Annotated in this window: 22 protein-coding genes; 8 read left to right on the forward strand and 14 right to left on the reverse strand. The window is 63.9% G+C overall.

Going from position 1 to position 22531, the window contains the following annotated elements; translation table 11 throughout:
• Positions 1 to 14 precede the first annotated feature (14 nt).
• Genes ACFSNN_RS33590 through ACFSNN_RS33605 form a run of 4 tightly spaced genes read right to left on the reverse strand, consistent with a single transcriptional unit; the run spans position 15 to position 1723 of the window.
• Positions 15 to 254, reverse strand: coding sequence for a hypothetical protein (locus ACFSNN_RS33590; protein WP_134464449.1), 240 nt, complete (start codon positions 252 to 254; stop codon positions 15 to 17).
• A 9-nt stretch (positions 255 to 263) separates the two neighbouring features.
• Positions 264 to 902 (reverse strand): glutathione S-transferase family protein, encoded by a 639-nt coding sequence (locus ACFSNN_RS33595; RefSeq protein WP_134464447.1) that lies wholly within the window; start codon positions 900 to 902, stop codon positions 264 to 266.
• A gap of 39 nt (positions 903 to 941) precedes the next feature.
• Entirely contained in the window at positions 942 to 1391 is a 450-nt protein-coding gene (locus ACFSNN_RS33600; RefSeq protein WP_134464445.1) for an SRPBCC family protein, read from the reverse strand.
• The gene (locus tag ACFSNN_RS33605) at positions 1388 to 1723 is read right to left on the reverse strand and encodes an ArsR/SmtB family transcription factor (protein ID WP_134464443.1); all 336 of its coding nucleotides are present in this window, start codon (positions 1721 to 1723) and stop codon (positions 1388 to 1390) included. The genes ACFSNN_RS33600 and ACFSNN_RS33605 overlap by 4 nt, the downstream gene beginning before the upstream one ends.
• A 160-nt stretch (positions 1724 to 1883) precedes the next feature.
• On the opposite strand from ACFSNN_RS33605, the gene ACFSNN_RS33610 reads away from it, so the two are divergent.
• Positions 1884 to 2789 carry a LysR family transcriptional regulator gene (locus ACFSNN_RS33610; RefSeq protein ID WP_134464441.1) on the forward strand — a complete coding sequence of 302 codons (906 nt, stop codon included), beginning with the start codon at positions 1884 to 1886 and terminating at the stop codon, positions 2787 to 2789.
• 15 nt (positions 2790 to 2804) lie between these two features.
• Here the strand turns inward: ACFSNN_RS33610 and ACFSNN_RS33615 are convergent, their stop codons facing one another.
• The 4 genes from ACFSNN_RS33615 to ACFSNN_RS33630 form a co-directional block, all read right to left on the reverse strand.
• On the reverse strand, positions 2805 to 3047 hold the full coding sequence (locus ACFSNN_RS33615) for a hypothetical protein (RefSeq protein ID WP_377689634.1): 243 nt from the start codon (positions 3045 to 3047) through the stop codon (positions 2805 to 2807).
• 81 nt (positions 3048 to 3128) lie between these two features.
• Positions 3129 to 4280 (reverse strand): branched-chain amino acid ABC transporter substrate-binding protein, encoded by a 1152-nt coding sequence (locus tag ACFSNN_RS33620; RefSeq protein WP_106278151.1) that lies wholly within the window; start codon positions 4278 to 4280, stop codon positions 3129 to 3131.
• Between the two features lie 136 nt (positions 4281 to 4416).
• On the reverse strand, positions 4417 to 5646 hold the full coding sequence (locus ACFSNN_RS33625) for an NAD(P)/FAD-dependent oxidoreductase (RefSeq protein WP_134464439.1): 1230 nt from the start codon (positions 5644 to 5646) through the stop codon (positions 4417 to 4419).
• Entirely contained in the window at positions 5646 to 7085 is a 1440-nt protein-coding gene (locus tag ACFSNN_RS33630; RefSeq protein ID WP_134464437.1) for an amino acid permease, read from the reverse strand. Before ACFSNN_RS33630 ends, ACFSNN_RS33625 begins: the two co-directional genes overlap by 1 nt.
• Positions 7086 to 7378: 293 nt before the next feature.
• Between ACFSNN_RS33630 and ACFSNN_RS33635 the strand changes: the two genes are divergently transcribed.
• Positions 7379 to 8788, forward strand: a complete 1410-nt coding sequence (locus ACFSNN_RS33635) for an aminotransferase-like domain-containing protein (protein ID WP_134464435.1) — start codon at positions 7379 to 7381, stop codon at positions 8786 to 8788.
• A gap of 121 nt (positions 8789 to 8909) precedes the next feature.
• Positions 8910 to 9995, forward strand: coding sequence for a TIGR03118 family protein (locus tag ACFSNN_RS33640; protein ID WP_134464433.1), 1086 nt, complete (start codon positions 8910 to 8912; stop codon positions 9993 to 9995).
• 61 nt (positions 9996 to 10056) lie between these two features.
• Here ACFSNN_RS33640 and ACFSNN_RS33645 read toward each other — a convergent pair whose 3' ends face one another.
• The 3 genes from ACFSNN_RS33645 to ACFSNN_RS33655 form a co-directional block, all read right to left on the reverse strand.
• Positions 10057 to 11016 carry a hypothetical protein gene (locus ACFSNN_RS33645; protein WP_134464431.1) on the reverse strand — a complete coding sequence of 320 codons (960 nt, stop codon included), beginning with the start codon at positions 11014 to 11016 and terminating at the stop codon, positions 10057 to 10059.
• A 438-nt stretch (positions 11017 to 11454) separates the two neighbouring features.
• Positions 11455 to 12819, reverse strand: coding sequence for a sigma-54 dependent transcriptional regulator (locus ACFSNN_RS33650; protein ID WP_134464429.1), 1365 nt, complete (start codon positions 12817 to 12819; stop codon positions 11455 to 11457).
• Positions 12820 to 13089: 270 nt separating this feature from the next.
• A complete protein-coding gene (locus ACFSNN_RS33655; protein ID WP_134464427.1) occupies positions 13090 to 14262 on the reverse strand; it encodes an epoxide hydrolase family protein in 1173 nt (390 codons plus the stop codon).
• A 146-nt stretch (positions 14263 to 14408) separates the two neighbouring features.
• Between ACFSNN_RS33655 and ACFSNN_RS33660 the strand changes: the two genes are divergently transcribed.
• The 3 genes from ACFSNN_RS33660 to surE all read left to right on the forward strand — a co-directional run bounded on the left by ACFSNN_RS33660 (position 14409) and on the right by surE (position 16543).
• Positions 14409 to 14780 (forward strand): CidA/LrgA family protein, encoded by a 372-nt coding sequence (locus ACFSNN_RS33660; RefSeq protein WP_134464425.1) that lies wholly within the window; start codon positions 14409 to 14411, stop codon positions 14778 to 14780.
• Entirely contained in the window at positions 14777 to 15517 is a 741-nt protein-coding gene (locus ACFSNN_RS33665; protein ID WP_134464423.1) for an LrgB family protein, read from the forward strand. Before ACFSNN_RS33660 ends, ACFSNN_RS33665 begins: the two co-directional genes overlap by 4 nt.
• A 246-nt stretch (positions 15518 to 15763) precedes the next feature.
• Positions 15764 to 16543, forward strand: a complete 780-nt coding sequence (surE, locus tag ACFSNN_RS33670) for a 5'/3'-nucleotidase SurE (protein ID WP_134464421.1) — start codon at positions 15764 to 15766, stop codon at positions 16541 to 16543.
• Between the two features lie 46 nt (positions 16544 to 16589).
• On the opposite strand, the gene ACFSNN_RS33675 is transcribed toward surE, so the two are convergent.
• Both ACFSNN_RS33675 and ACFSNN_RS33680 read right to left on the reverse strand, forming a co-directional pair.
• Positions 16590 to 17561, reverse strand: coding sequence for a DUF4148 domain-containing protein (locus tag ACFSNN_RS33675; RefSeq protein WP_134464419.1), 972 nt, complete (start codon positions 17559 to 17561; stop codon positions 16590 to 16592).
• 323 nt (positions 17562 to 17884) lie between these two features.
• Complete coding sequence (locus tag ACFSNN_RS33680) at positions 17885 to 18784, reverse strand: DMT family transporter (RefSeq protein WP_134464417.1); 900 nt, start codon at positions 18782 to 18784, stop codon at positions 17885 to 17887.
• Positions 18785 to 19285: 501 nt separating this feature from the next.
• On the opposite strand from ACFSNN_RS33680, the gene treA reads away from it, so the two are divergent.
• Together treA and ACFSNN_RS33690 are read left to right on the forward strand one after the other, a co-directional pair.
• Complete coding sequence (treA, locus tag ACFSNN_RS33685; RefSeq protein ID WP_134464415.1) at positions 19286 to 20959, forward strand: alpha,alpha-trehalase TreA; 1674 nt, start codon at positions 19286 to 19288, stop codon at positions 20957 to 20959.
• Positions 20960 to 21084: 125 nt separating this feature from the next.
• Positions 21085 to 21666 (forward strand): alpha-ketoglutarate-dependent dioxygenase AlkB family protein, encoded by a 582-nt coding sequence (locus ACFSNN_RS33690; RefSeq protein WP_134464413.1) that lies wholly within the window; start codon positions 21085 to 21087, stop codon positions 21664 to 21666.
• Positions 21667 to 21759: 93 nt separating this feature from the next.
• On the opposite strand, the gene ACFSNN_RS33695 is transcribed toward ACFSNN_RS33690, so the two are convergent.
• Positions 21760 to 22488: a carbonic anhydrase gene (locus ACFSNN_RS33695; RefSeq protein ID WP_134464411.1), complete on the reverse strand. Its 729-nt coding sequence runs from the start codon at positions 22486 to 22488 to the stop codon at positions 21760 to 21762.
• Positions 22489 to 22531: the final 43 nt, after the last annotated feature.

A 22531-nucleotide genomic window follows, 5' to 3' on the forward strand; every position in this document is an offset into this window, starting at 1 on the left:
GGACGCCGCGCGCACTATCGAATAAAGTGCCCGCAAATCGGCATGCTACCCAGCCGCGCGATCAACGACGACTGTTGTCCATCACCCGCCACCGCAAACTGGTCCGCCGCCATGGCGGACCCCGCCGCCGCACCGATCGCGACGACCGCGATCGCAATCCGGCGCAGCCGCCCGATGCGGCCCGCGAGCGAGCCCGACATGCTGCGCCAGCTCGCCAGCAAGGTCATCGTGAGTGCAACTATCGCGCAGCACATGACTCCTCCTCAGGCGTTCGCCGTGGCGCGCTCCTGCCGCGCGGGAAACGGATCGCGCCATGCATCCAGCGCGTTCAGCTGCTCGTGCCAGCGCACCACTTCCGGAAACTCTTCAAGCGGCATCGCCGCGCTTTTCGCGTACGGCAGCGAAATCCCGACCGAAAAATCCGCGACCGACAGGTCGTCGCCAAGCAACCACTTGCGTCCCTTCAGATGCTGATCGAGCACGGCGGCATGCTTGCGGAAAAACCCTTGCGCCTCGGCGACCTTCGAGGCGTCGGGCTCGCCCAGTCCGACCCACGGCTTGATCAGGTACTCGAAGTACAGCGCGCCGGCATGCCGAAGCAGATGCTGGCTATTCCAGCTGAACCAGCGCACCACGTCGAGCTGCTGCTGAGCGCCGCGCGGCCAGAGCGAAGATTCCGCGCGCTGCGCGAGATGGCACATGATCGCGTCGGCCTCCCAGATGATCTTCTCGCCGTCGACGAGACACGGCACCTTGCCGTTCGGATTGATCGCCAGATAGTCCGGCCGGGCATGCTCACCTTTGCGCAGATCGACAAAGGCATAGTCGATTGGCAACCCTAAGTATTGGGCTAGCGCGCAGGTTTTCCTGGGAGACAGCGTTTCAGCATAGTAAAGCTTCATGGTCGACCTCAGTATGCGTTGACTTCGGTGGGATGTGCTTCATCGGGCCTCGTTTTCCAGCTCGGCTATCAGTGCGTTCAGCTTTTCGAACGCACCGGTCCAGCCGGTTTGATGACCGTCGCGCGCGGCCTCGTCGAAGAATTGCGCGTGAGTGAAATACAGTTCGGTGCCCTCTTCTATCGGACGAAACCGGATCGTCACCAGCGACCGTCGCTCGGGCAGCGTGACCCACTCCCATGTGAAGACGAGCTTGCGGTCCGCTTCCACTTCCTGGTACTCGCCGCGGCAGTCGTGCGTTTCGCCGTCCAGCGTCTGAAACACCACGCGAAAGCGGCCGCCCACGCGCGGATCGGCTTCGGCGCTCAGCACCGGCCCGGCATCCGGTCCCCACCAGCGCGCCATTAGTTCCGGCCGCGTCCATGCTGCGTAGACTCTTGCAGGCGGCGCCTTGATGCGCCGAATGATGGTCAGGCTGGGCTTTTCGTTCATTCGTCGCTCCTCTCCACAAATTCGGCGAGCCGGTCGAGACTCGCAGACCAGAAGCGTTCGTAGCGCCGCAGCCACGCCATCGCCTCTTCCATCGGACCGGCGACCAGTTCCACCGAAACGGTCCGGCCATTCTTCGTGCGCGCCACCAGACCCGCCTCGCTCAGCACGTCGAGATGCTTCATGACTGCGGGCAGTTTGAGCGGCAACGGACGCGCGATTTCCGTGACCGACAGGCCCGGCTCGCGTTCGAGGCGTGCGAGGATGGCCCGCCGCGTGGGGTCCACGAGGGCGGAAAACGTGCGATCGAGTTGACTGACTGGAGACTTTGCCATATGGTGAACTATAGGCCCTGAACTTCGGGAGTCAAGGTTTTTTGCGGCCGACTCCGTGAACCCGTAGTCCCGTTCACACTGTCCGCCCTGGACGCGCCACGGCTATCATTCCAACGATTCGCAATCACGGATTCGCTCAGCGTCGAGAGGACAGCACGGTATGGATCTTCTTCAAGGCATGGCAGTGTTCAAGCGCGTCGTGGACGCGTCCAGTTTCTCGAAAGCGGCGGATTCACTGGAGATGCCGCGCGCTTCGGTGTCGACGGTCGTGCAGAATCTGGAGAGTCATCTCGGCGTGCGCCTGCTGAACCGCACGACGCGCCGCGTGCAGGTGACCGACGACGGCGCGCTTTACTACGAATACTGCGCACGCATTCTCGCCGAGGTCTCCGACGCCGAGTCGGCGCTATCGAGCAAACGTCAAAGTCCGCGCGGCACGGTCCGCGTGGACACGTCCGCCACCTTCGCGCATCACGTGCTGATTCCCGTGATGCGCGATTTCAACGCGCGCTATCCCGACATCACGGTGAAGCTGGGACTGGCCGACCGCAACGTGGATCTCGTGCAGGAAGGCGTGGATTGCGTGATCCGCATCGGCGTCCTCGACGATTCGAACCTGGTGGCGCGCTCGCTCGGCAGCGTGCGCATGACGATCTGCGCCGCCCCTGCATATCTCGAGCAGATGGGCGAGCCCGCCACGCCCGACGATCTCGACCGGCACCACGCGGTGAATTATTTTTCCGCGCGCACAGGGCGCGTCTATCCGATGGAGTTCGAAGCGGACGGCGTACTCATCAAGAGACCGATCGAGGGCAAACTCGCGGTCAATGAAGGCCTGGTCTATGTCGCGTCCGCGGTGGAAGGGCTGGGTCTGATCCAGACGCCGCGTTTCATGGCGGCGAAGGCAATCGAATCCGGCGCGCTACGCGAGATTTTGTGCGACTGCCATTGCGCCCCGTTGCCGCTCTCGATTCTCTATCCGCACCGTCGTTTGAGCATGTCCGTGCGGGTGTTCAGCGAGTGGGTGCACGAACTGGTGCAGCAGAATCCGGACTTCTGCGAATAGCACGTTTGAAAATAGTCACCCTTGCAATCCCGCATCGATCGCGCTGTTCCCGTTGCAGGCGGTGTCGTCGACGAAAAGCGTGCGGGCCGCGGGCATGCCAAGTTGCTCTACACACAGCGTGATCGATGCGATCATGCTGTCGGCCCCGCGTCGAAAGCTCTCAGAAATGAAACAACCGCGCGACGCGATAACGTCGAACGGTTGCCTGTTTCTATGGTGCCTCGACAAAACCATGACCGCCGGCATCGGCAACGCCATCGACATCGCCCGGCGTCACGGTTTTCTCACAGACCTCGGCAAAGCAGCAGCTCAATACGGTCCGCTTTCAAAAAAAGGCCATCACGCGCCGCTGCCGCCAACCGTCTTGACGCTTTTCCACTGGCCCTGCTCGACCTGGAACAACGTGTACGGCGGCTTGATCAGATCGCCGTAAGGATCGAACGTGATATTGCCGGTGACGCCCGTGACCGTGACCTTGGCGAGGCTGTCGACGATCTTCGCGCGATCGAGCGAGTCGGCGGCGTGAATCGCTTTCAGCATGGCGAGCGCCGCGTCATAGGAAAACGGCGCATACAGTTCGACATCCTGATTGAAGCGCGCCTTGTAGCGCTTGCCGAACGCCTGCGCGGCCGGCAGCTTGTCGAGCGCGGGGCCCGGCTCGAGATCCTGCGTTCCGTTGCCCGCCGTGCCGGCGATCTGCAGGAATGCATTGCTCTTCAGCGCGCCGGCGCCGAACAATTGCGTGCTCATGCCCAGCGAGCGCATCTGCTTGACCAGCATCGCGCCCTGCTCATCCAGGCCGCCGAAGAAAATCAGGTCGACGTTCTTGCTCTTGAGCGTGGTCAGAATGGCGCGAAAGTCGATCGCCTTGTCGTTGGTGAATTCGCGATCGACGATATTGCCGTTCGCTTCCTTCACGCCCTTCTCGAACGCATCGGCCAGCCCTTGCCCGAAGGCGGTGCGGTCGTCGATGATGGCAATGCGCTTCGCCTTCATCTGCTCCACCACGAAATGCCCCGCCACGACGCCGCCGATACCGTCGTGGCCCATCGTGCGAAACACGTTCTTGAAGCCTTGCTTGGTCAATTGCGGATTGGTCGAGCCGGGCGTGATCATCGCCACGTTCGCCTGGTGATAGACCGTCGAGGCCGGAATGCTGCACCCCGAGTTGTAGTGGCCGATCACGCCGACCACGCCGTCGTCGACCAGTTTCTGCGCGACCTGAATCGCCACGCGCGGATCGGCCTGATCGTCCTGCACGTCGAGCACGAACTTGACCGGTTTGCCGCCGATCGTTGGGTTCTTCGCGTTCTCTTCATCGAGCGCCAACTGCGCGCCGTACTGCAAGTCCTTGCCGACCCGCGCAACGGGCCCCGTCAGCGGTCCGACGAAACCGATCTTGACGATCTGGGGGTCGGCGGCCCACGAAAACGGCATATACGTGGCGAGTGCACAGACCGTGGCACTCAACAGCCAATAGCGGCGATTCATGATGCGCTCCTTGCGAGATGTGACGTCGCGCGTGTGTGGGCAGATTGGCCGATCCGATGCGCGACGCGTCGAAACCGCTCTGCGATGCTGGTGGTAAAACCTTTAAAAAAATCTGCTAACCAACCCTCTGCTGCAATCAAAAGCGCGTGGCCGCGTAGGGCGCGAGATCGAGCGGCGGCGCACGCTGTGCGATCAGATCGGCGACGATGCGCCCGCTCACGCCTGCCAGCGTCAAGCCCAGATGCTGATGACCGAACGCGTAGATCACGCGCTCGCTCGCGCGTGAGCGTGCGAGCACCGGCACGCCGTCGGGCAACGTGGGCCGAAAGCCGAGCCAGTTGCTATCCGGCGTATCGAGCGCGGGCAGCGCACGCTTCGACGAAAACGTCAGCAGGTCGAGCAGCGAACGGTTGCGCGTGTCGCCGAAGCCGGCGAGTTCGACCGTGCCCGCCACGCGCAGGCCGTCGCTCATCGGCGTCATGTAGAAACCGCGCTCGGCCCAGCCGACCGGCCGCGACACCAGTTGTTGCGCGCCGGGAAAGCGCACGTGATAGCCGCGTTCCGTATCCAGCGGAAGCGGGTCGCCGCACTGGCTGGCGAACTGCGCCGAGCGCGCGCCGGTCGCCACCACCACGTGATCGAAACGCCGCGCCACGCCGCCGACCGTCAGGCTCGCGCTGTCCGTGCCGGGTTGCACCGCGTCGACGGTCGAGCGTTCGAGCTTCAGACCCTGCGCGGCGAGTTGTTCATACAGCGTCTGCAGAAAGCCTTGCGGATCGGAAAAGTGCCAGCTATTGCTGAACAGCACGCCGCGCTCGAAGATCGGCGCCAGCGCCGGTTCAAGTGCGCGAATGGCGGCGCCGTCGAGCACCTCGAAAGCGACGCCCAGCTTGTGCCGCAGATCGAGCGCGGGACGTGCGGCATCGAACGAAGCCGCGTTCGAGTACAGATAGAGACACTCGCGCGGCCGGACAAAACGCGCCAACTCCGCATTGGCGAGCAGCGGCGCGTAGCCGTCCTGCGCGCAATCGAGCAGCGCGGCGAGCGCACCGGCGCTCGTCTCATAGCGCCGCGGCAGCGAGCTCATCATGAAGCGCACGAGCCACGGCGTGAGGTGCGGCAGATACCCCCAGCGCAATCTGAACGGGCTTTGATTCGACAGCAGGAAGCGCGGCAAATCGCGGAACACGGACGGGTTGTTGACCGGGATGCACGCGTAGTGCGCGAAGGTTCCGGCATTGCCGAACGACGCGCCCTGCCCCACGCCGGCCGGATCGAACAGCGTGACCCGATGGCCGTCGCGCATCAGCGCCGCAGCGCTCGCGAGGCCGATGAATCCCGCTCCGATGATGGCAATCTCCGGCATCACTTGCGTCCTTCGAATGCTTCCGGGCCGATCGGCGACCGATAACCCGTGGCCGTGCCGCCGCTGTCCTGACGGTGTTGACGCCTCGCCACCAGCATATAGGCCGCCGACGCCACCGCGACGCTTGCCGCGCTCGCCATCAGTTGCGGACGCAGCGATGCATCCGAGCCCATCGCGACGAGCACGCCGACGATCGCCACCACCACCGCATACGAGAGCCACGGAAACAGCCACATCTTGAGCGTGAGCCGTTGCGGCTCGGTCGCCTCGATGCGCCGGCGGATGCGGATTTGCGCGAGCGCCGTCGCGAGATAAACGAACAGCATCACGGCGCCCGACGCGTTCACGAGGAACAGGAACACGCCCTGCGGCGACACGATAGCCGCGACGATCGCCACATAACCGACCACGCTGCTCAGCAGCACGGCGAGCCGCGGCACTTTGTGCGGCGTGAGCTTGAGCAGCGACTTCGGCGCGTCGCCGCGTTCGGCGAGACGGAACAGAATCCGCGACGACACGTACAAGCCTGAATTCAGCGCCGAGAGCACGGCGACCAGCACGATGGCGTTCATGATGTCGGCCGAGCCGGGAATCCGCATCGTTTCGAGCGCGGCGACGAACGGCGAGTGGCCGGTGACGATGCTGCCCCAAGGCACGATGCACGCAATCAGGAACATCGACCCGACATAGAACGTGATGACCCGCAGAATCACCGAGCGCGTCATGGCCGCGACGCTTTTGGCGGGATCGTCCGATTCGGCCGCGGCAATGGTGGCGATCTCCGCGCCGCCCACCGCGAAAATCACCGTCGGCACGGCCGCGAAAATCGACATCGCGCCGAACGGCATGAAGCCGCGATTGCTGCTCAGATTCGCCAGCGCGCTGCCGGCATGCCCGAAACCGAACACATAAGCCGCGCCGATGGCGATAAACACGATGATCGCCGCGACCTTGATCGACGCGAACCAGAACTCGAACTCGCCATACGATTTGACCGAGAGCAGATTGATCAGCGTCATCACCGAGAGCAGCACGAGGCCGATCATCCACACGGGCGCGGGTATCCAGCGCTGCAAGATCGCCGCGCCCGCCACGGCCTCGACCGCGACGACGATCACCCAGAAGTACCAGTAGAGCCAGCCGTTGGTGAATCCGGCCCAGTTGCCGAGGCCAATGCGCGCGTATTCGGTGAACGAACCGACGCCGGGCACCGCCAGCGCCATTTCGCCGAGCATGCGCATAACCATCAGCACGACAATGCCGGCCACGAGATACGACACGCACGCGGCCGGCCCGACGGTGGCGAGCGTCGCACTGCTGCCGACGAAAAGGCCCGCGCCGATGATGCCGCCAAGCGCGATCATCGTGACGTGCCGCTGCCGCAGCGCGGCGCCGAGTTTCGGCGTGGTGTCGGGTGCTGAGGACTGGGGAATACTCATCGGACAACTCCTGCTGACAGATTGAACACTGCCTTGACGACGTCTCGTGATTCACGCCACCAGACAAACGATGACACTCAGAATCACACAATATTTTTTTGTGTGCAATTAAAACGCGCATTGTGTGGCCCTGGCATTTTCCCTGGATCGCAGCGGGTGCGCTCCTTGCCAGCGTGTCGCAAGCGCCATGACTCGTCGGTTGAAGGCTTGCAGTCAGGCATGTCTGGTATAGAATCGGCAAAACTCCGCACAATCGCGGACAAAGCCGGTTTTGTATGGAGACACCTGATCTTATGGCTTCTGACAAAGACGCCGCCCGCTCCGCCTCTGGCGCGCCGGAGCAGGCGAAACGCTCCACCTATATCGAGGTGTCCAGCTCGATCGAAAACGAGATCCGCAGCGGCATCTATCCGCCAGGCAGCCGTCTGCCGCCGCAGCGGCAACTGGCCACCGAGCTGGGCATCAACGTGTCCACGGTGTCGCGCGCGTACAAGGAATTGCAGCTGCGCGGGCTGGTGATCGGCAGCAAACGGCGCGGCTCGCTCGTGACCGGGGGCGCGATGCCGAGTGTGGAGCCGGCGCAGGCCCAGGCCACCAGCAACGCGGCGATCGATCTGACCGTCAACCGTCCTGCCACGGGCGAGTTTCTGAACTGTCTTGCCCGCACGCTGGCCGATTTGCCGCGCGATCCGCGCTACCCGCAATTGCAGGAGTACCAGCCGCCACAGGGACCCGCGTGGGCGCGCGCGGCCGGCGCGCGCTGGATGGCCGCGCCCGGCTTTGCGCCGTCGGCCGATCACGTGGTCGTCACGAGCGGCGCGCAGCATGGCCTGTATGCGGTGCTGAACAGCCTGATCGGCACCGACGGCGTGATCCTCGCCGATCAGCTCACCTACTACGGCCTCAAAGCGCTCGCGCCGGTGTTCCAGTTCGAGATCGTCGGTATTCCTAGCGATCGCGAAGGGCTGCTGACTGACGAAGTGGAGCGCGCCTGCCGGCGCATGCCGGTGAAAGCGATTTTCACCGTGCCGAATCTGCAGAACCCGACCGTCACGACCATGAGTCTCGAACGGCGCATGGCGCTCGTCGATATTGCGCGCCGGCACGGCGTGGCGATCATCGAGGACGATGTATATGGCCCGCTCGTCTCGCAACGCCTGCCGACGATCGCGAGCCTGTGCCCGGAACTCACCTTCCACCTCGCGGCTACGTCGAAGATCCTTGCCCCTGGTCTGCGGCTCGGCTATCTGCTGAGCCCGCCGGACAGCGCCGCGCTATGCGCGGAGGCCGTGCGCACGACGGCATGGATGCCCGCGCCGATGTCGATGCTGATCGCCTCGATCTGGATCGAGGACGGCACAGCGCGCCACATCATGGACGCGCAGCTCGCCGAGATTCGCGCACGCCAGGATCTCGCGCGCGAACTGCTGCCGCAGGAGTTGCTGCAGACCGATCCGGCATGCATGTTCGTGTGGCTGAAGCTGCCGCCGCCGTGGCGCGCCGACGACTTCGCGGCCAATGCGAAAGCGCGCGGCGTCGTGGTGATGCCGTCGTCGGCGTTCGCCGTCGACCGGTCCGAGATCGAGCATGGCGTGCGCATCAACCTCGCCTGCGCGACCAGCCGCGATCAGCTCGTGAGCGCGCTGCGGCTCCTGACCGGCACGCTCAAGGATCGTCCGCGCGCACTGTTCGGCACAATATGACGCACCGCCCGACTGGCCGCTTCACATCGATCAAAAAAACTTCTCTGCCCAAGGAATAAAGCCGCGACGCCGTGCGTTCAATAGGCGCAATGACCATCGGTCATGACAGAGAGGTGCGGCCATGAAATCTGTGCTTAAGGCATTGGGCGTCGTCGTGGGCGGCGCGGCATTGGTGAGTCTTGTCGCGTCGTGCGGCGGTTCCAATTCGGTCAACAACCAATCGTTTACGGCGACGGCACTCGTGTCGGACGGCGCCGTCGCGGCGGCGCACACGGACCCGAATCTGAAAAACGCATGGGGCGTTGCGTTCAATCCAAAAGGTTTCGTTTGGGTGGCCGACAACGCCACCTCGCTGGCAACGCTTTATGACGGCAACGGCACGCCACAATCGCTTGTCGTCAGCATTCCGAATGGAATCAACGGACCGGCGAATCCGACCGGCATCGTGTTCAACGGCACAACGGATTTTGTCGTGACTCAGGGCGGCAAATCCGGCGTGGGCGCCTTTATCTTTGCCGGCGAAGGCGGCACGATCACCGCGTGGGCGCCGGCGGTCGGGCCCACCAACGCCTTCGTCGTATTCGACAGCGGCAGCGCCGCCGCGGTCTACAAAGGCCTCGCGCTGGCCAGCAACGGCGGCGCCAACTTCCTTTACGCCGCCGACTTTCACAACAACAGAATCGACGTCTTCGACAAGAGCTTCGCGAAGGTCTCGACGCCCGGCAAGTTCCAGGACGCGTCGCTCCCGGCGGGCTTCGCGCCGTTTGGCATTCAGGCGCTCGGCGCAAAGCTCTTCGTGACCTATGCGAAGCAGGACGCGGCGGCGCACGACAACGTCGACGGCGCCGGCCTCGGCTTCGTGGATGTCTACGACACGGCGGGCAACCTGTTGCAGCGTTTCGCCTCGGGGGGCGTGCTGAATGCGCCCTGGGGCATCACGCAGGCGCCGGCCAATTTTGGACGCTTCAGTGGCGACGTGCTGATCGGCAATTTCGGTGACGGCACGATCAACGCCTTCGATCCGGCGAGCGGCCGGTCTCTCGGCGCCATCAACTTGCCCGACAACACGTCGTTCGTGCAGCACGGCCTGTGGGGAATCGCGTTCGGCAATGGGCTCAGCAATCAGCCGGTCAACACGCTGTTTTTCGCGGCCGGGCCGAATGACGAAGCGAACGGGGTCTATGGACGCATCGACGTAAGAATGTGACAGGCGAACGGGCGCTGCGGGCGCTTGCCGCCATCCGTAGGTGACTGGCGCGGCGGCCTCTTCACGCCGCGCAGCGCATTCGCGCCGCGAGCCGCGCCACGTTCAGCATCCTCACGATCCGCTTGAGCGCGTGACGCACGCGGCCGCGCAAATGCGCCGCGCGCATGGTGCGCCAGAAGCGGTCCGGCGCGAAGTCGTCGAAACGCGCTTCTTTTTCGAGCAGTGCCTTGCCGCCGGGCAAATGCACGAACGAACAGCAACGGAACCAGCGCAAATCCCGATAGTTGTTGCCAGCCCAATGGCGTCCCACAGCCTGATATGCCCCGACTTCGATCAGCACTTGTCCTTCGTCGCTGAGCGCATTGAGCGCGGCCGAGATGAACGCTTCGTCGCCGTGATGCCTCAGACGCCCGCTTTCGCTGAGATAACGCGCGTAACTGGCTCGCGCGCGCGGCACCAGCCGGCGCAACGCCGCGGGTGTCGCGATCAGAAATTCGCCGCCGTACCAACGCGGATTCATCAGGCGCCGCTCCGCGACGATTTCCAGATCCGCGACCACGTGTTCGCTGCCGTACGCCGGAAACACCTGATCCGAAATATCGAAGACACCGAGACCGGCTTGCGCGCATCGTTCGATCAGATCGGGATCGAGCGGCAGCAGCGCCACCATGTCGGCGTCGAGCAGCAACATCATCGTGTCGGCGGGCAAGCTCGCCGACACCTGGTCCATCAGGTCGAGTTTGAAATGCGCGGCGTAGAACGGCGTGTTCTTAGGCAACTCGATCGTCGCGGTAAGCAGCGTCACGGCCGGGCGATGCTCCGCCGGCATATTCGCGAGCCGGCGCGCGACCCGCTCCGGCGCGTTGGTCATGATCGTCAAGGTCGGCAAGCCTACGCGCCGCAAGCTGTTATTCAGGCAGATCGCCTGACTCACATACGAGAGTGGATCGCGATTCGTCGAGTTGGGACCCGGCTTCGCATCGACATCGACATAAACGAGAGTGCACGGAAAAAGATTCACGTTGCTCCCCAGCACGCGTGAGCGACGGATCGCCTTTTGAGCGATGCCGTGACTGTCGGAGGTTGATCCACATGTTCTTGCCTGGGGCGCGGTGGCACCCGCAAGGTGCGCGACATTGAAATCGCGAATCGTGCCGTCGCGGCATCACATTCGAGCCGGGCACGCTGATCTGCGGCGATGGAGTCGGATGAACCGGGGCGCAGGCATCAGGGTTGGCCTATCGTTTCACGTCCTTGCATTGCCTTTCCGCCAAAACGCAGAGAGATTGACGCGGCGCTGTCGCAGGCTCGTGCGAACCATCGGCATCGCGCAATAATTGCGGATTCGTTTAGGAGCGTCGCGAACAACTTACCCGTTGCAAGCTGTCGATGCGCTTGCGATTGGCAGCCACGTCATGTGCATGCCCGCGCGTTCGCTACTTTGGGACAGACGAAAGCGCTATTCCGCCGCGTCCGGTTCGTCTCCGTATCGCATGCCATGTGAAGTGAGCAGGCGATAAAGCGTGGTGCGCGAGATGCTGAGTTCGCGCGCGGCGTCGCCGGGGCGGCCGCGATGGCGTAGAAGTGCGAGTTCGATTGCCTGGCGTTCGGCGGTTTCGCGCGCCCGCGCGAGTGTGATGGGCACGGCCGTGACATAGCTCGACAGTTCGAGGTCGCCCGCGGTGATGGTGCGCGTCTCCGACATCACGATCGCGCGCCGAACCCGGTTGATCAGCTCCCGCACATTGCCCGGCCAGTCGTATCGGTGCATTGCCGTGATCGCGTCCGGCGCGAAGCCGTAGAGGCGGCGGCTCGCGTCCGTGCGGTAGCGCTCCAACGTGTAGAGCGCGAGCAGTTCGATGTCCTTGCCGCGCGCGCGCAGCGGCGGCTCGTCGATCCTCAGCACGCACAGGCGGTGGTACAGGTCTGCGCGAAAGCGGCCGTCTTCGATCGCGGCTTCCATATCGACGTGAGTCGCGGAGATGATGCGCACGTCCACATCGATCGAGCCGTCGCCACCTAGCCGACTGATCGTGCTTTCCTGCAAAAAGCGCAGCAGGCTCGATTGACTCTCGAACGGCAGATCGCCGATTTCGTCGAGAAACAGCGTGCCGCCGTTCGCCGCTTCGACGCGACCGACCCGGCGCTGATTCGCGCCGGTGAACGCACCGCGCTCGTAGCCGAACAATTCGGATTGCAGCAGTTGCGCGGGAATCGCGCCGCAATTGATGGCCACGAACGGCGCGTCGCGGCGAGGCGAACGCGCGTGAATCGCTGCCGCGGTCAGTTCCTTGCCGGTGCCGGATTCGCCGGAGATGAAAACGGGCGCATTGGTCGTCGCGACTTTGCGGACCGCGCGGAACAGCGCGTACATGGCATCGCACGTGCCGATCATCTGGCCTTCGGCGATGGACGTGTCGATACAGGCGGGCTCGCCGAGTGAAATCATGCCGCAGGCGTGGCCCACGGTGTCGACGATCCGCTCATTCGCAGCGGGCAGCGTCACGTAGTCGAAGCAGTAGTCGCGCACCAGCCGGCGCGGGATCGCGTCGTCGAGGTGCGTGGCGGCCGCCATCGCCACCCAGCCGATGTTCGGCATGGCGAGACAGGCTTCCAGCGCGGCGGCCTCGCCTGGCTCGAACACGCTGGACAGATCGACGAGACCGCCCGCCAGCGAGCCGCCGTGCGCGAATTGCCGGACCTCACGCACCGAGCCGACGACCTCGACGTCCCACTCGCGCTCCCGAAAGCTCGCCAGCAATCCTGGCGCGGGATCGCGTGTGAAGTAGATGACGCATCGCGTAATGGCCTTGGTTTTCTGCATCGTCGTTTCTTGTTTATCTCTCGGCACCTGCCGTGAACCATATTGCGAAGAGACGCCTCGCCACTGCGGTGTTCCGGTGAATCCGTGCGACCGTCAAATCATACGTGCTGGCGTGAAGAGGGCGGCGCAGTCTGACCAAATTTAATGGTTCAGGAGTAGCCGCTGTTTATACGATTTGTTGTCTAGACAAATCGGGGTATTCATACAGATGTCCGTATGGGGCGTCGGTTCTAACGCGGTCTGCCGCAGCAGCGCGGCCGCGTTTTTTGACTAACGCCGTTGCTGCCGCTGCTGCCGCAGCGGCCGGAAGAACTGGCGAATTTCCTCGGCGAGCAGATCGGGTTTTTCCATTGCAGCGAAATGTCCGCCGCCCGGCATGTCGGCCCATTGCACGACGTTGAACGTTCTTTCGAGCCAACTGCGCGGCGGATGATTGATCTCCTTCGGAAAGTGCGCGAAGCCGACCGGCGGCGCCACGCGTTGACCTTCGGCGAAACGCATCGGCTGCAAGCTGTTTTCCCAATACATTTGCATCGCCGGGCCGATGCACTGCGTGAACCAGTAGAGCGAGATGTTGGTCAGCAGACCGTCTTTCGAAAACACACGTTCCACGTCGCCTTCGCAATCGCTCCATGCGCGAAACTTCTCGCCGATCCATGCAGCCAGTCCCACCGGCGAATCGTTGAGCGACGCAGCCAGCGTTTGCGGCTTGGTGCTGTGCATGTGCGCATAGCCGCCCTCCTTCGCGGCCCACTCGTTCTTCTCCCGCAAGAAATTTTCTTCGGCCGGCGTAAGCGGTTTTTGCGCCGCGCCGATGGCCGGCTCATACGAGCTCGGCAGGAAGTTGAGATGAATGCCGTCGACGGCTTGCGGATGCCGCGCGGCGAGCGCTATCGACACGCCCGCGCCGAGATCGCCGCCTTGCGCGCCGAAGCGCTCATAGCCGAGGCCTCGCATCAGCGCGGCCCACAAATCGGCCACTTGCCACGCGGATGTGCCGGCTTGCGCGGGCGCCTGCGAAAACGCGAAGCCGGGCAGCGACGGCACGACGACATCGAAGGCATCGGCAGCATCGCCGCCGGACGCGGCCGGGTCGCATAAGCGGTCGAGCAGCGCATGAAACTCGAAGAACGAGCCGGGCCAGCCATGAGTGATCACGAGCGGATACGGCGCCGGCCCTGCACCGCGCCGATGGACGAAATGCACGCGCTGCCCTTGTACATCGGCGAGAAATTGCGGCTGCCGATTCAAGCCGCGCTCGGCCGCGCGCCAGTCGAAACGCTCGGCCCAGTACTCAGCCAGTTCGCGCAGCCATGTGGCATCGGCGCCCTGTTGCCAGGCCGGTGATGGCGTAGCCGGCGCCCAGCGGGTCGCGCGAATACGCCGGCGAAGATCGTCGATCTCGTGATCGTCGATTGCAATCTGAAATGCTTGTATCTGCATGGCAACTCGCCCGGGACGGTGTGTTGGTTGACGTGCGTATCTACCCAAACAGTAAAGGCCGCGCCTCGCTCAGGCAGCGAGCCTGCACGAGGCAATCCTCATGGTACACAATGGCGCATTTTCCGTTTCGCGTCCTGGAGACTGCCATGCTGCAAGCGCTCGCCGCCCTGCTCACTTTTCAGTGCCTGGGCGAAGGTGTGTCGTACGTGTTCCATTTGCCCGTGCCGGGTCCGGTGATCGGCATGCTGCTGTTGTTCGGCTTCCTCATGCTGCGCCCACAAACCGCCGATGCTATCGAGCCGACCGCGCTCGAATTGCTCCGCCATCTGTCCTTGCTATTCGTTCCAGCGGGCGTCGGCATTATGGTGTCGGCGAGCCGGATTCGCGGCGACGCCGTCGCGGTGATCATCTCCATTGCGCTCAGCACGACGCTCGCGATTGCGGTGGCCGCGCTCGTCACGCGCGCGTTGATGCGCCGCCAGCGCCGTGAGCCCTCCGCGACGGAGTCCGCATCATGACCGCCATTCCGAAGCTCGGCGCGATCTGGGTGTATCTCGCCGCGAGTCCCCTGCTCGGGTTGACGATCACGCTGATCGCCTACCTCATCGCGCAGACGATCTACGCCAAGGCGCACTTCAATCCGCTTGCCAATCCGGTGCTGATCGCGGTGGCGCTGCTGGTCGTGCTGCTCGAGATCACCGGCACGCCGTACGCGACGTACTTTGAAGGCGCTCAATTCGTCCACTTTCTGCTGGGCCCCGCGACCGTGGCGCTCGCGCTGCCGCTCTACCGGCAGTGGCCGAAGCTGCGCCGCTCCGCGTTGCCGCTGATCGGCGGGCTGGTGGCGGGATCGTTGACGGCCATCGTGTCGGCGGTCGGCGTGGCGGCGCTGTTCGGCGCATCGCATCAAACGCTCGCGTCGCTCGCCCCCAAATCCGCGACCACGCCGATCGCGATGGCGGTCGCTTCCGAGATTGGCGGCATTCCGTCCTTGACCGCCGTGCTCGTCATTTCGACCGGCGTATTCGGCGCCGTGTTCGCGCGTACGATTCTCAACGCGCTGCGCATCGCCGAACCCGAGGTGCGCGGTTTTGCGCTGGGCATTGCGTCACATGGCATCGGCACGGCGCGCGCTTTTCAGGTGAGCGAGGAAATGGGCGCGTTCGCCGGGCTCGGCATGGGCCTGAACGGCGTGTTCACCGCGTTCGTCGTACCGGTGTTGATGCCGCTCGCGGCGCGCTGGCTGACGGGCTGAGCGACGTCATCGCAGCAGTAGAAAGGCCCGCAATTTGCGGGCCTTTCTACTGCGTCCTGCTCGAACCGTCCGCCTGGAATTGCTCCAATCGCAATTAATTTTCTCATTCTAAAAGGCTTAAAAAATCGCGTCAGGCAAATTGTCCCGTTCGAAACTGCGCTGCGCGGATTGCATCGAGGCACGAGTTGACCGATGGCTTGATAATGACGCATCCCTTCCCCTACCCACCCAGAGGAGTTAGCCGCGATGCCCGCCTATGAATCCAAAGTGCCGCGAGTACTGTTGACGAACGACGACGGTATCGACGCGCCCGGCCTTGCCGTACTCGAAGCCGTGGCCGCCGAGCTCGCGCACGAAGTCTGGGTGGTCGCGCCCGAGCACGATCAGAGCGGCACGTCGCATTCGATCAGCCTGCATTCGCCGCTGCGCGTGAGCCGCCAGGGCGAGCGGCGTTTCGGCGTGGCCGGCACGCCTGGCGATTGCGTCGTGATGGGCGTGCGCCATCTGATGCGCGACACGCCGCCCACGCTGATTCTTTCCGGCATCAATCGCGGCGGCAATCTCGGTGTCGAAACGATGTTTTCGGGCACCGTCGGCGCTGCCATGACAGGCCTGCTGCTCGGCTTGCCGTCGTTCGCGCTGAGCCAGACCTTCAGCAATCGCGACAACGTGCGCTGGGACACCGCGCGCGCACTCGCGCCCGGCGTGATCCGTCAGCTGCTCGCAATCGAGCAGGCGGCGCGCACCTGCCTGAACATCAACTTTCCCGACGTCGACGCGGCGCTCGCCGGTCCGCTCACGCCGACTCGCCAGGGCGTTGGACTCGTCGAAGATATCGACGTGTTGCCGCAAGTCGATCCGCGCGGCATGGCGTATCACTGGTTGCGCTTTCAACGCGGCGCGCGCGCGAACGATCCCGATAGCGAAACGGCCGTGGTGGCGTCGGGGCGCGTGTCGGTCACGCCGCTCGCTTTCGATCGCACCGACGAGCCCACCTTCGCGCGGCTCGCGGCTTCGTTGAGTTAAACCCGTGGCCTGACCTTCCGCCAGGCGTCGTTCGGTTTGCGCGGCGTTACGGACGCGGCGCGCCGGTGAGGCTCGGCGCCCCGCCCGGCCCCGCGGGGTCGGGATTGCCGAACGCGGGAAGGCTGCCGTTTTCGCGGGCGCGGACGATTTCCGCGCGCACCTGCGAGCGCGTTTTCGGGCCGTCGTCCGATCTCGCCGCCGTGCCGCCGGAGGGCATGGACTGCACCAACGGCGGTGACGGTAACGTGGCTTGCGCGGTCAGGTCGGCTTGCGGCTCCGTCTGCACGGTTGGAACCGCCGGCGGTTTCTGCTGCACTTGCTCGACCAGCGGCGGCGTTACGACGCCCGGCGCGCTGCTCGTGCTCTGCATCGCTTTCAGCGCGGCCTGAATAGATAAGGGTTGCCTCGCCATAGCCGATCCACCGCTAACTGGCGTTCTCGCGCTCGGCGCACTATTGCTGTCGACGCGCGCTACCAGGTTGTCCAACGCCGCCTGACTCCGCGCGTAACTCGTCTCGCGGTTCGCCTGCTCGCGGCCCACAGCGCGGCTTTCACGCGACCGGCCATGCTTCGCCGACGAAGGCATCCGCACCGGCTTCGCAGCCGGTTGCCGCGTCCTGTCGACTCGCGCCGTGTCCACTGCGCGCTGCTCGTTATCCGCGCGCGCCTGCAATTCCTTTTGCAACGCGCGCACCTGATCGTCGTCCTGATAAGCGGAACGGACCGCGTCCAGTTGCGCCTTCGCGGCGGCAAGATCGTTGCGTTGCAGACTATTGCGCGCCGCCTGCAGGCTGCTGGCCGAAGCACCGCTCGAATCGTTGCGAGCAGTGACCGGACCGGAGATGACCGCGCCGCTGATCGTGTCGCCGCGCGTGCGGTAAGCCGGCGTATCGCCTCGCGCGGAACCGAATTCGTCCGTCGACTGCCAGGGCTTGCCGGCCTGCGACACATACGCAGCGATTGCAACAGCGCCGGCGACAAGACTTGCGAGAACGATCTTCCTGGGTTCGCTATACATGACGTCTCCCCCTTCCAGTCGTGTTACGTGCGCGTCCGCGGCCTCATAGACGTGCGCGGATTCATCAGAAGGTTAGCGGCGAATCAGGCTGTTCGACGCCGCTCCGATGACCGCGAGCTCGTGCCGATCAAGTCACGTACGGAGGCGCACGCGATCTGGATGCGCTTATTTTCTATTTATATTCTTCAGGCGTCGAATCGTCGGATTGTGCATAGCATGTTGGCCGAAAAAGCCAGTTCAACGCGCGTTTATTCCCGACGATGGTTGGAACTACCAGGCAATCCGGCAAGACCAGAGCGTGCTCGCCAATTCACCACACGTATCTATACGAGCGGCCCTTCTTCCTGCTTCCCACGCATCGCAACTGCAACCGAACTACTCACAATCAGTGCCATGCCGAGCAGCGACATGGCGCCGATCGTCTCGCCCCACGCCACATAACCGAACAGCGCCGCCCACACGATGCTCGTGTAGTTATACGGTGCGAGCGCGCCGGCGTCGGCCTGGCGAAACGCCATAGTCATCAGCAATTGCCCGGCCGTGGCGAAGCCGCCGAGCAAGGCCATCACCCCGAGCGCCTGGAGCGTGGGCGCGCGCCATGCGAAAAACAGCGAAACGCTAGTGACGATCGTGCCGATCACCGTGAAATACAGCACCGTCGTGCCCGAATCGTCCGAGGCGCGAATGCGCTTGATCTGAATGATCGAGAGCGCGCCGAAGAAGGCGCTCGACATCAGCAGGACAGGACCGAGCCAACTCGAATGCGAGCCGTCCGGCCGCACCACGAACAGCACGCCGACAAAGCCGACCGCTGCAGCCAGCGCATCGCGCGGCTTCAACGCCTCCTTCAGCAGCAGCGGCGCGAGCACGATCACCAGCAAGGTCTCCGAGTAGACGATCGCCACCGCCTCGCTAAGCGGCATGTACGGCAAACCGGCGAAGAAAAGCCCCGACGCGCCGAGCAACGTCAGCGCGCGAAGGGTCTGCCCGCGCACGTCCATGTGCCTGATCCGCTCGACGATCGGCTTGCCGCGCAGGCATACGGCGACGGCCGGCACCAGGCCGAACAGCATGCGAAAGAACGTTACTTCGTTGGCCGGATAAGCGAGCGCCACGGATTTGGCGAGCGCATCGACCAGTGCGAAACAGAACATCGACACGAGGATCAGCGCAACGCTGCGCAGGGGCACGGCGCTCGTGCGGACGGCGGCGATGGGCGGCATGGACTTTCCTGGGAGCGCGCGAGACGACGCGTCGCCCCGGTTTCGCGGGCCGGCTGCGCGGCTCGCATGGGTGGAAATCGGATTATGCCTGCGCCGCCACGAAGGGATCGACGAGGCGCGTGACAATTGATTCGAGCCGCGCCGTCCTTGCGACCGGTTGCGGCTTCGCCCGGCGCGATCTCGCGAGCTACATCACCGACTTCGCCGGCCCGGACCGTGGTCGAACCCGGCGGCGAGCAATCCGGAAGCACTGCGATCGTGCCGTAGGATTCGCTCGTGACGTCGAACCGAAGGTAGTCAACCGCAGCGCGCCGCCGGCAAGTGCAGATCTACCAACCCGGCTTGTGCAGCGCAGCGGCATGCGCACCTTGCGTATGCCGTCCGCATCGGCGTTTGTAACGCCCCGTTATTTGTGCGATGCTAGCCACGCCCTGGTTATCCCTAGAAGAAACATTGGGCGCGAGGCAGACCAATCCTGTTGTCCATTCCTCTGGAGGAGACATGATTGAGTCATCGCAACTGCGCAACTTCGGCCGCGCCGGCACCGCATCTCGCACCGCTTTCCGTAGCGTCGAATCCACCAGGCTGCACCGCATAGCGGCCGCTTCAAGCTTCGTCTTCCTGATCAATCTCGCCGGCGTCTGCCATGCCGACACCCAGGTCGGCGGCCCACTTCCGCCCGCGCCCGACAAACTCTACGGCGATCTCTTCGTCGCCGTGCAAACCGCGCAGATCTATCCGGACCAGAAGACCTTCGTCGACGCAACGCCGAATGCCGATCCCGCCGCGATCGTGCAGTTGTACGAGCAGCAGAAGAACAAGCCCGGCTTTTCGCTGGCGAAGTTCGTCAACAAATACTTCACGCCGCCGAGCGAGCCGGTCATCACGCCGCCCGCCAATCAGAGCTTGCGTGACCACATCAACTGGCTATGGCCCGCGCTGACCCGCACCACCACCAGCGCGCCGCCGAACAGCTCGCTGATTCCATTGCCGAAACCCTATGTGGTGCCGGGTGGCCGTTTCCGCGAAGGCTACTACTGGGACACCTATTTCACGATGCTTGGGCTGCAGGAATCGGGCAACGAAAATCTCGTCGACGACATGCTCGACAACTTCGCCTACGAGATCGATACCTTCGGCCACATTCCGAACGGCAATCGCACCTACTATCTGGACCGTTCGCAGCCGCCGTTCTTCTCGCACATGGTGGAACTCGCCGCGAAGGTGGAAGGCCACGGCGTCTATCAGAAGTACCTGCCGGCGTTACGCAAGGAATACGCGTACTGGATGCAGGGCGAGACCACCACGCGACCCGGCTCGGCCACGCGCAATGTTGTCGTAATGCCGGATCGCACGGTGCTCAACCGCTACTGGGATGAGCTCGACACGCCGCGCGACGAATCGTATCTGGAGGACATTCAGACCGCGCAACAGGCAAGCGGCCGCAATCCGAACGACGTCTACCGCGAGTTGCGCGCCACCGCCGAAAGCGGCTGGGATTTCAGCTCGCGCTGGTTCGGCGACAACATGACGCTCGCGACGGTGCGCACCACGTCGATTATTCCGGTCGACCTGAACAGCCTGATGTTCCATCTCGAGATCACCATCGCCAAAGGTTGCGGCGAGGCGCGCGATTTCCGCTGCGTCGGCGAATTCGCGCAACGTGCCGCGAAGCGCGCGCTCGGCATCAACCGCTATTTGTGGAATCCCAACGGCTATTACGGCGACTATGACTGGCAGCTCGCCAGGCCGCGCGACAACAAGACGGCGGCGATGGTGTTTCCGCTGTTCGTCGGCGCGGCGTGGCCGGATCGCGCGCTCAAGACGGCGAAACAGGTGCAGTCCACCTTGCTGCAACCGGGCGGCCTCGTGACGACGACCTACAACACGACGCAGCAGTGGGACGCGCCCAACGGCTGGGCGCCGCTGCACTGGGCGGCGATTCAGGGCCTGAAACGTTATGGTCAGGACGCGCTCGCGCAACAGATCGGCACGCGTTTTCTCAGCGACGTCAAAGGCGTCTATGCGTCCGATCAGAAGCTGGTCGAGAAATACGTGGTGGAAGGCTCGGGAACGGGCGGCGGCGGCGGTGGCGAATATCCGCTGCAGGACGGCTTCGGCTGGACCAATGGCGTGACGCTCAAACTGCTCGACCTGTATAGCCCGGGCGATTGAGTCTGCACGAAGGGCGGTCCGGCGGTCGCGGCAAGTCACAAACACTGTATAAAAACACAGTATAATGATTTGCCCCAGCCGCCCTTCGTTGCGTGACCGCGCGGCGCCCAGCCCACGTCGGAATCATGGTGTCACAGCAAGCCCTATTCGCGCCCGAGCCCGTAGCCCTTCTCCACGACGAGGAAGGCGGAATCCGCTATCTGCCTGAGTCGATTCCGGCTGCCACGGCGCAGGCGTGGTTCGAGACAGCGCTGCGCAATGTTGGCTGGCTCAGTCAGCAGCGCATGATGTACGACCGCGAAGTCGCCGTGCCGCGTCTGCTCGCTACCTTCGCCCGTGATGCCGGCGATCTGCCAGAGCCTTTGGGCGAGGCATTCGAAGCCGTGCGCGCGCTCGTGGGTGCGCCGTTCAATCGCGTCGGTCTCAATCTCTATCGCGACGGCAGCGACAGCGTCGCGCTGCACAGCGACAAAACAGAGAAGCTGGTGCCCGCTCAGCCGATAGCGATCGTTTCGCTCGGCGCGAGCCGCCGCATGACGATCCGGCCGAAAGTCGGCGCCGGACGCATCGTGCATATCGAACTGGAGCCTGGCAGTTGTCTCGTCATGAGCTATGCGTCGCAATTCACGCATGAGCACGGTATTCCCAAGCTTGCGGGTGTGACGCAGCCGCGCATCAGCCTCGCGTTTCGCTGCTTCAGCGGTTGACGAGCGCGAGCAGCGGTTCCGGCTTCACGGCTCGAACCGCTGATTTCAGACATGCACGGAGTCAGTTGGCGCGACATCCGGGCAAGAGGCGTGTCAGAGCAACGTGACCTTCCCCGTCGCCAGATCGTAGACACCGCCGACAATCTTCACCTTGCCGCTCTTCACATATGGCCCGATGAGCGGTCTGGATACGATCAGCCGGTTGGCATTCAACCTGACGTTTTCGATGGTGGTTTGCGTGACGAGATCCTCGTCTGGATCCCCTTTCGCCACTTTCGCCATCTGCATGGCCGGCTTGATCGCGCGGACCAGCTCGGGCAGATGGCCGGGCAAATGAGCGCCATCCTTGAGCGCCTTGACCGTGGCGGTCACCGCTCCGCACTGCGTATGCCCGAGCACCATGATGAGCGGCACGCCGAGGAATTCGACGCCGTACTCGAGGCTCGCGAGAATATCGTCGTTGACGAAATTGCCGGCCACCCGCACCACGAACAGATCGCCCGGTCCCTGATCGAAGGCAAGCTCCGGCGCGACCCGCGAATCCGCACAGCCGACGATCGCGGCAATCGGATACTGCGCCGAAACACGCGCCGCGCGGCCCGCGGAATAGTCCCTGTTTGAAGGGGTATTCGCGGCGTAACGGGCGTTGCCCTGCATCAGGCGCTCGAGCGCTTCCGAAGGTGGAATCGAATTCGGCCCATTGGCGGACGCGGGTTCGGCCGCCACCGCAACGCGCTGCGACAAACCCGCCAGCGTGATCGACGACGCACCGGCCAGCAGCAGATTGCGCCGCATGGGGGAAGACAGATGACGGCCGCACATGGCTCGCCTCCTATGTCATGAGCAACGCCCCAGCGGTGCCGTT

The sequence above is a fragment of the Paraburkholderia dipogonis genome (assembly GCF_042680985.1).
GTDB lineage: Bacteria > Pseudomonadota > Gammaproteobacteria > Burkholderiales > Burkholderiaceae > Paraburkholderia > Paraburkholderia phytofirmans.

What these genes read in the sequence shown, in the direction of transcription:
- ACFSNN_RS33695 (WP_134464411.1), bottom strand. Translation starts at nt 22,488, where the DNA reads ATGTGCGGCCGTCATCTGTCTTCCCCCATGCGGCGCAATCTGCTGCTG.
- ACFSNN_RS33635 (WP_134464435.1), top strand. Translation starts at nt 7,379, where the DNA reads ATGGCTTCTGACAAAGACGCCGCCCGCTCCGCCTCTGGCGCGCCGGAG.
- treA (WP_134464415.1), top strand. Translation starts at nt 19,286, where the DNA reads ATGATTGAGTCATCGCAACTGCGCAACTTCGGCCGCGCCGGCACCGCA.
- ACFSNN_RS33690 (WP_134464413.1), top strand. Translation starts at nt 21,085, where the DNA reads ATGGTGTCACAGCAAGCCCTATTCGCGCCCGAGCCCGTAGCCCTTCTC.
- ACFSNN_RS33650 (WP_134464429.1), bottom strand. Translation starts at nt 12,819, where the DNA reads ATGCAGAAAACCAAGGCCATTACGCGATGCGTCATCTACTTCACACGC.
- ACFSNN_RS33675 (WP_134464419.1), bottom strand. Translation starts at nt 17,561, where the DNA reads ATGTATAGCGAACCCAGGAAGATCGTTCTCGCAAGTCTTGTCGCCGGC.
- ACFSNN_RS33625 (WP_134464439.1), bottom strand. Translation starts at nt 5,646, where the DNA reads ATGCCGGAGATTGCCATCATCGGAGCGGGATTCATCGGCCTCGCGAGC.
- ACFSNN_RS33630 (WP_134464437.1), bottom strand. Translation starts at nt 7,085, where the DNA reads ATGAGTATTCCCCAGTCCTCAGCACCCGACACCACGCCGAAACTCGGC.
- ACFSNN_RS33620 (WP_106278151.1), bottom strand. Translation starts at nt 4,280, where the DNA reads ATGAATCGCCGCTATTGGCTGTTGAGTGCCACGGTCTGTGCACTCGCC.
- ACFSNN_RS33600 (WP_134464445.1), bottom strand. Translation starts at nt 1,391, where the DNA reads ATGAACGAAAAGCCCAGCCTGACCATCATTCGGCGCATCAAGGCGCCG.
- ACFSNN_RS33665 (WP_134464423.1), top strand. Translation starts at nt 14,777, where the DNA reads ATGACCGCCATTCCGAAGCTCGGCGCGATCTGGGTGTATCTCGCCGCG.
- ACFSNN_RS33615 (WP_377689634.1), bottom strand. Translation starts at nt 3,047, where the DNA reads ATGGCGTTGCCGATGCCGGCGGTCATGGTTTTGTCGAGGCACCATAGA.
- surE (WP_134464421.1), top strand. Translation starts at nt 15,764, where the DNA reads ATGCCCGCCTATGAATCCAAAGTGCCGCGAGTACTGTTGACGAACGAC.
- ACFSNN_RS33680 (WP_134464417.1), bottom strand. Translation starts at nt 18,784, where the DNA reads ATGCCGCCCATCGCCGCCGTCCGCACGAGCGCCGTGCCCCTGCGCAGC.
- ACFSNN_RS33590 (WP_134464449.1), bottom strand. Translation starts at nt 254, where the DNA reads ATGTGCTGCGCGATAGTTGCACTCACGATGACCTTGCTGGCGAGCTGG.
- ACFSNN_RS33655 (WP_134464427.1), bottom strand. Translation starts at nt 14,262, where the DNA reads ATGCAGATACAAGCATTTCAGATTGCAATCGACGATCACGAGATCGAC.
- ACFSNN_RS33660 (WP_134464425.1), top strand. Translation starts at nt 14,409, where the DNA reads ATGCTGCAAGCGCTCGCCGCCCTGCTCACTTTTCAGTGCCTGGGCGAA.
- ACFSNN_RS33640 (WP_134464433.1), top strand. Translation starts at nt 8,910, where the DNA reads ATGAAATCTGTGCTTAAGGCATTGGGCGTCGTCGTGGGCGGCGCGGCA.
- ACFSNN_RS33610 (WP_134464441.1), top strand. Translation starts at nt 1,884, where the DNA reads ATGGATCTTCTTCAAGGCATGGCAGTGTTCAAGCGCGTCGTGGACGCG.
- ACFSNN_RS33595 (WP_134464447.1), bottom strand. Translation starts at nt 902, where the DNA reads ATGAAGCTTTACTATGCTGAAACGCTGTCTCCCAGGAAAACCTGCGCG.
- ACFSNN_RS33605 (WP_134464443.1), bottom strand. Translation starts at nt 1,723, where the DNA reads ATGGCAAAGTCTCCAGTCAGTCAACTCGATCGCACGTTTTCCGCCCTC.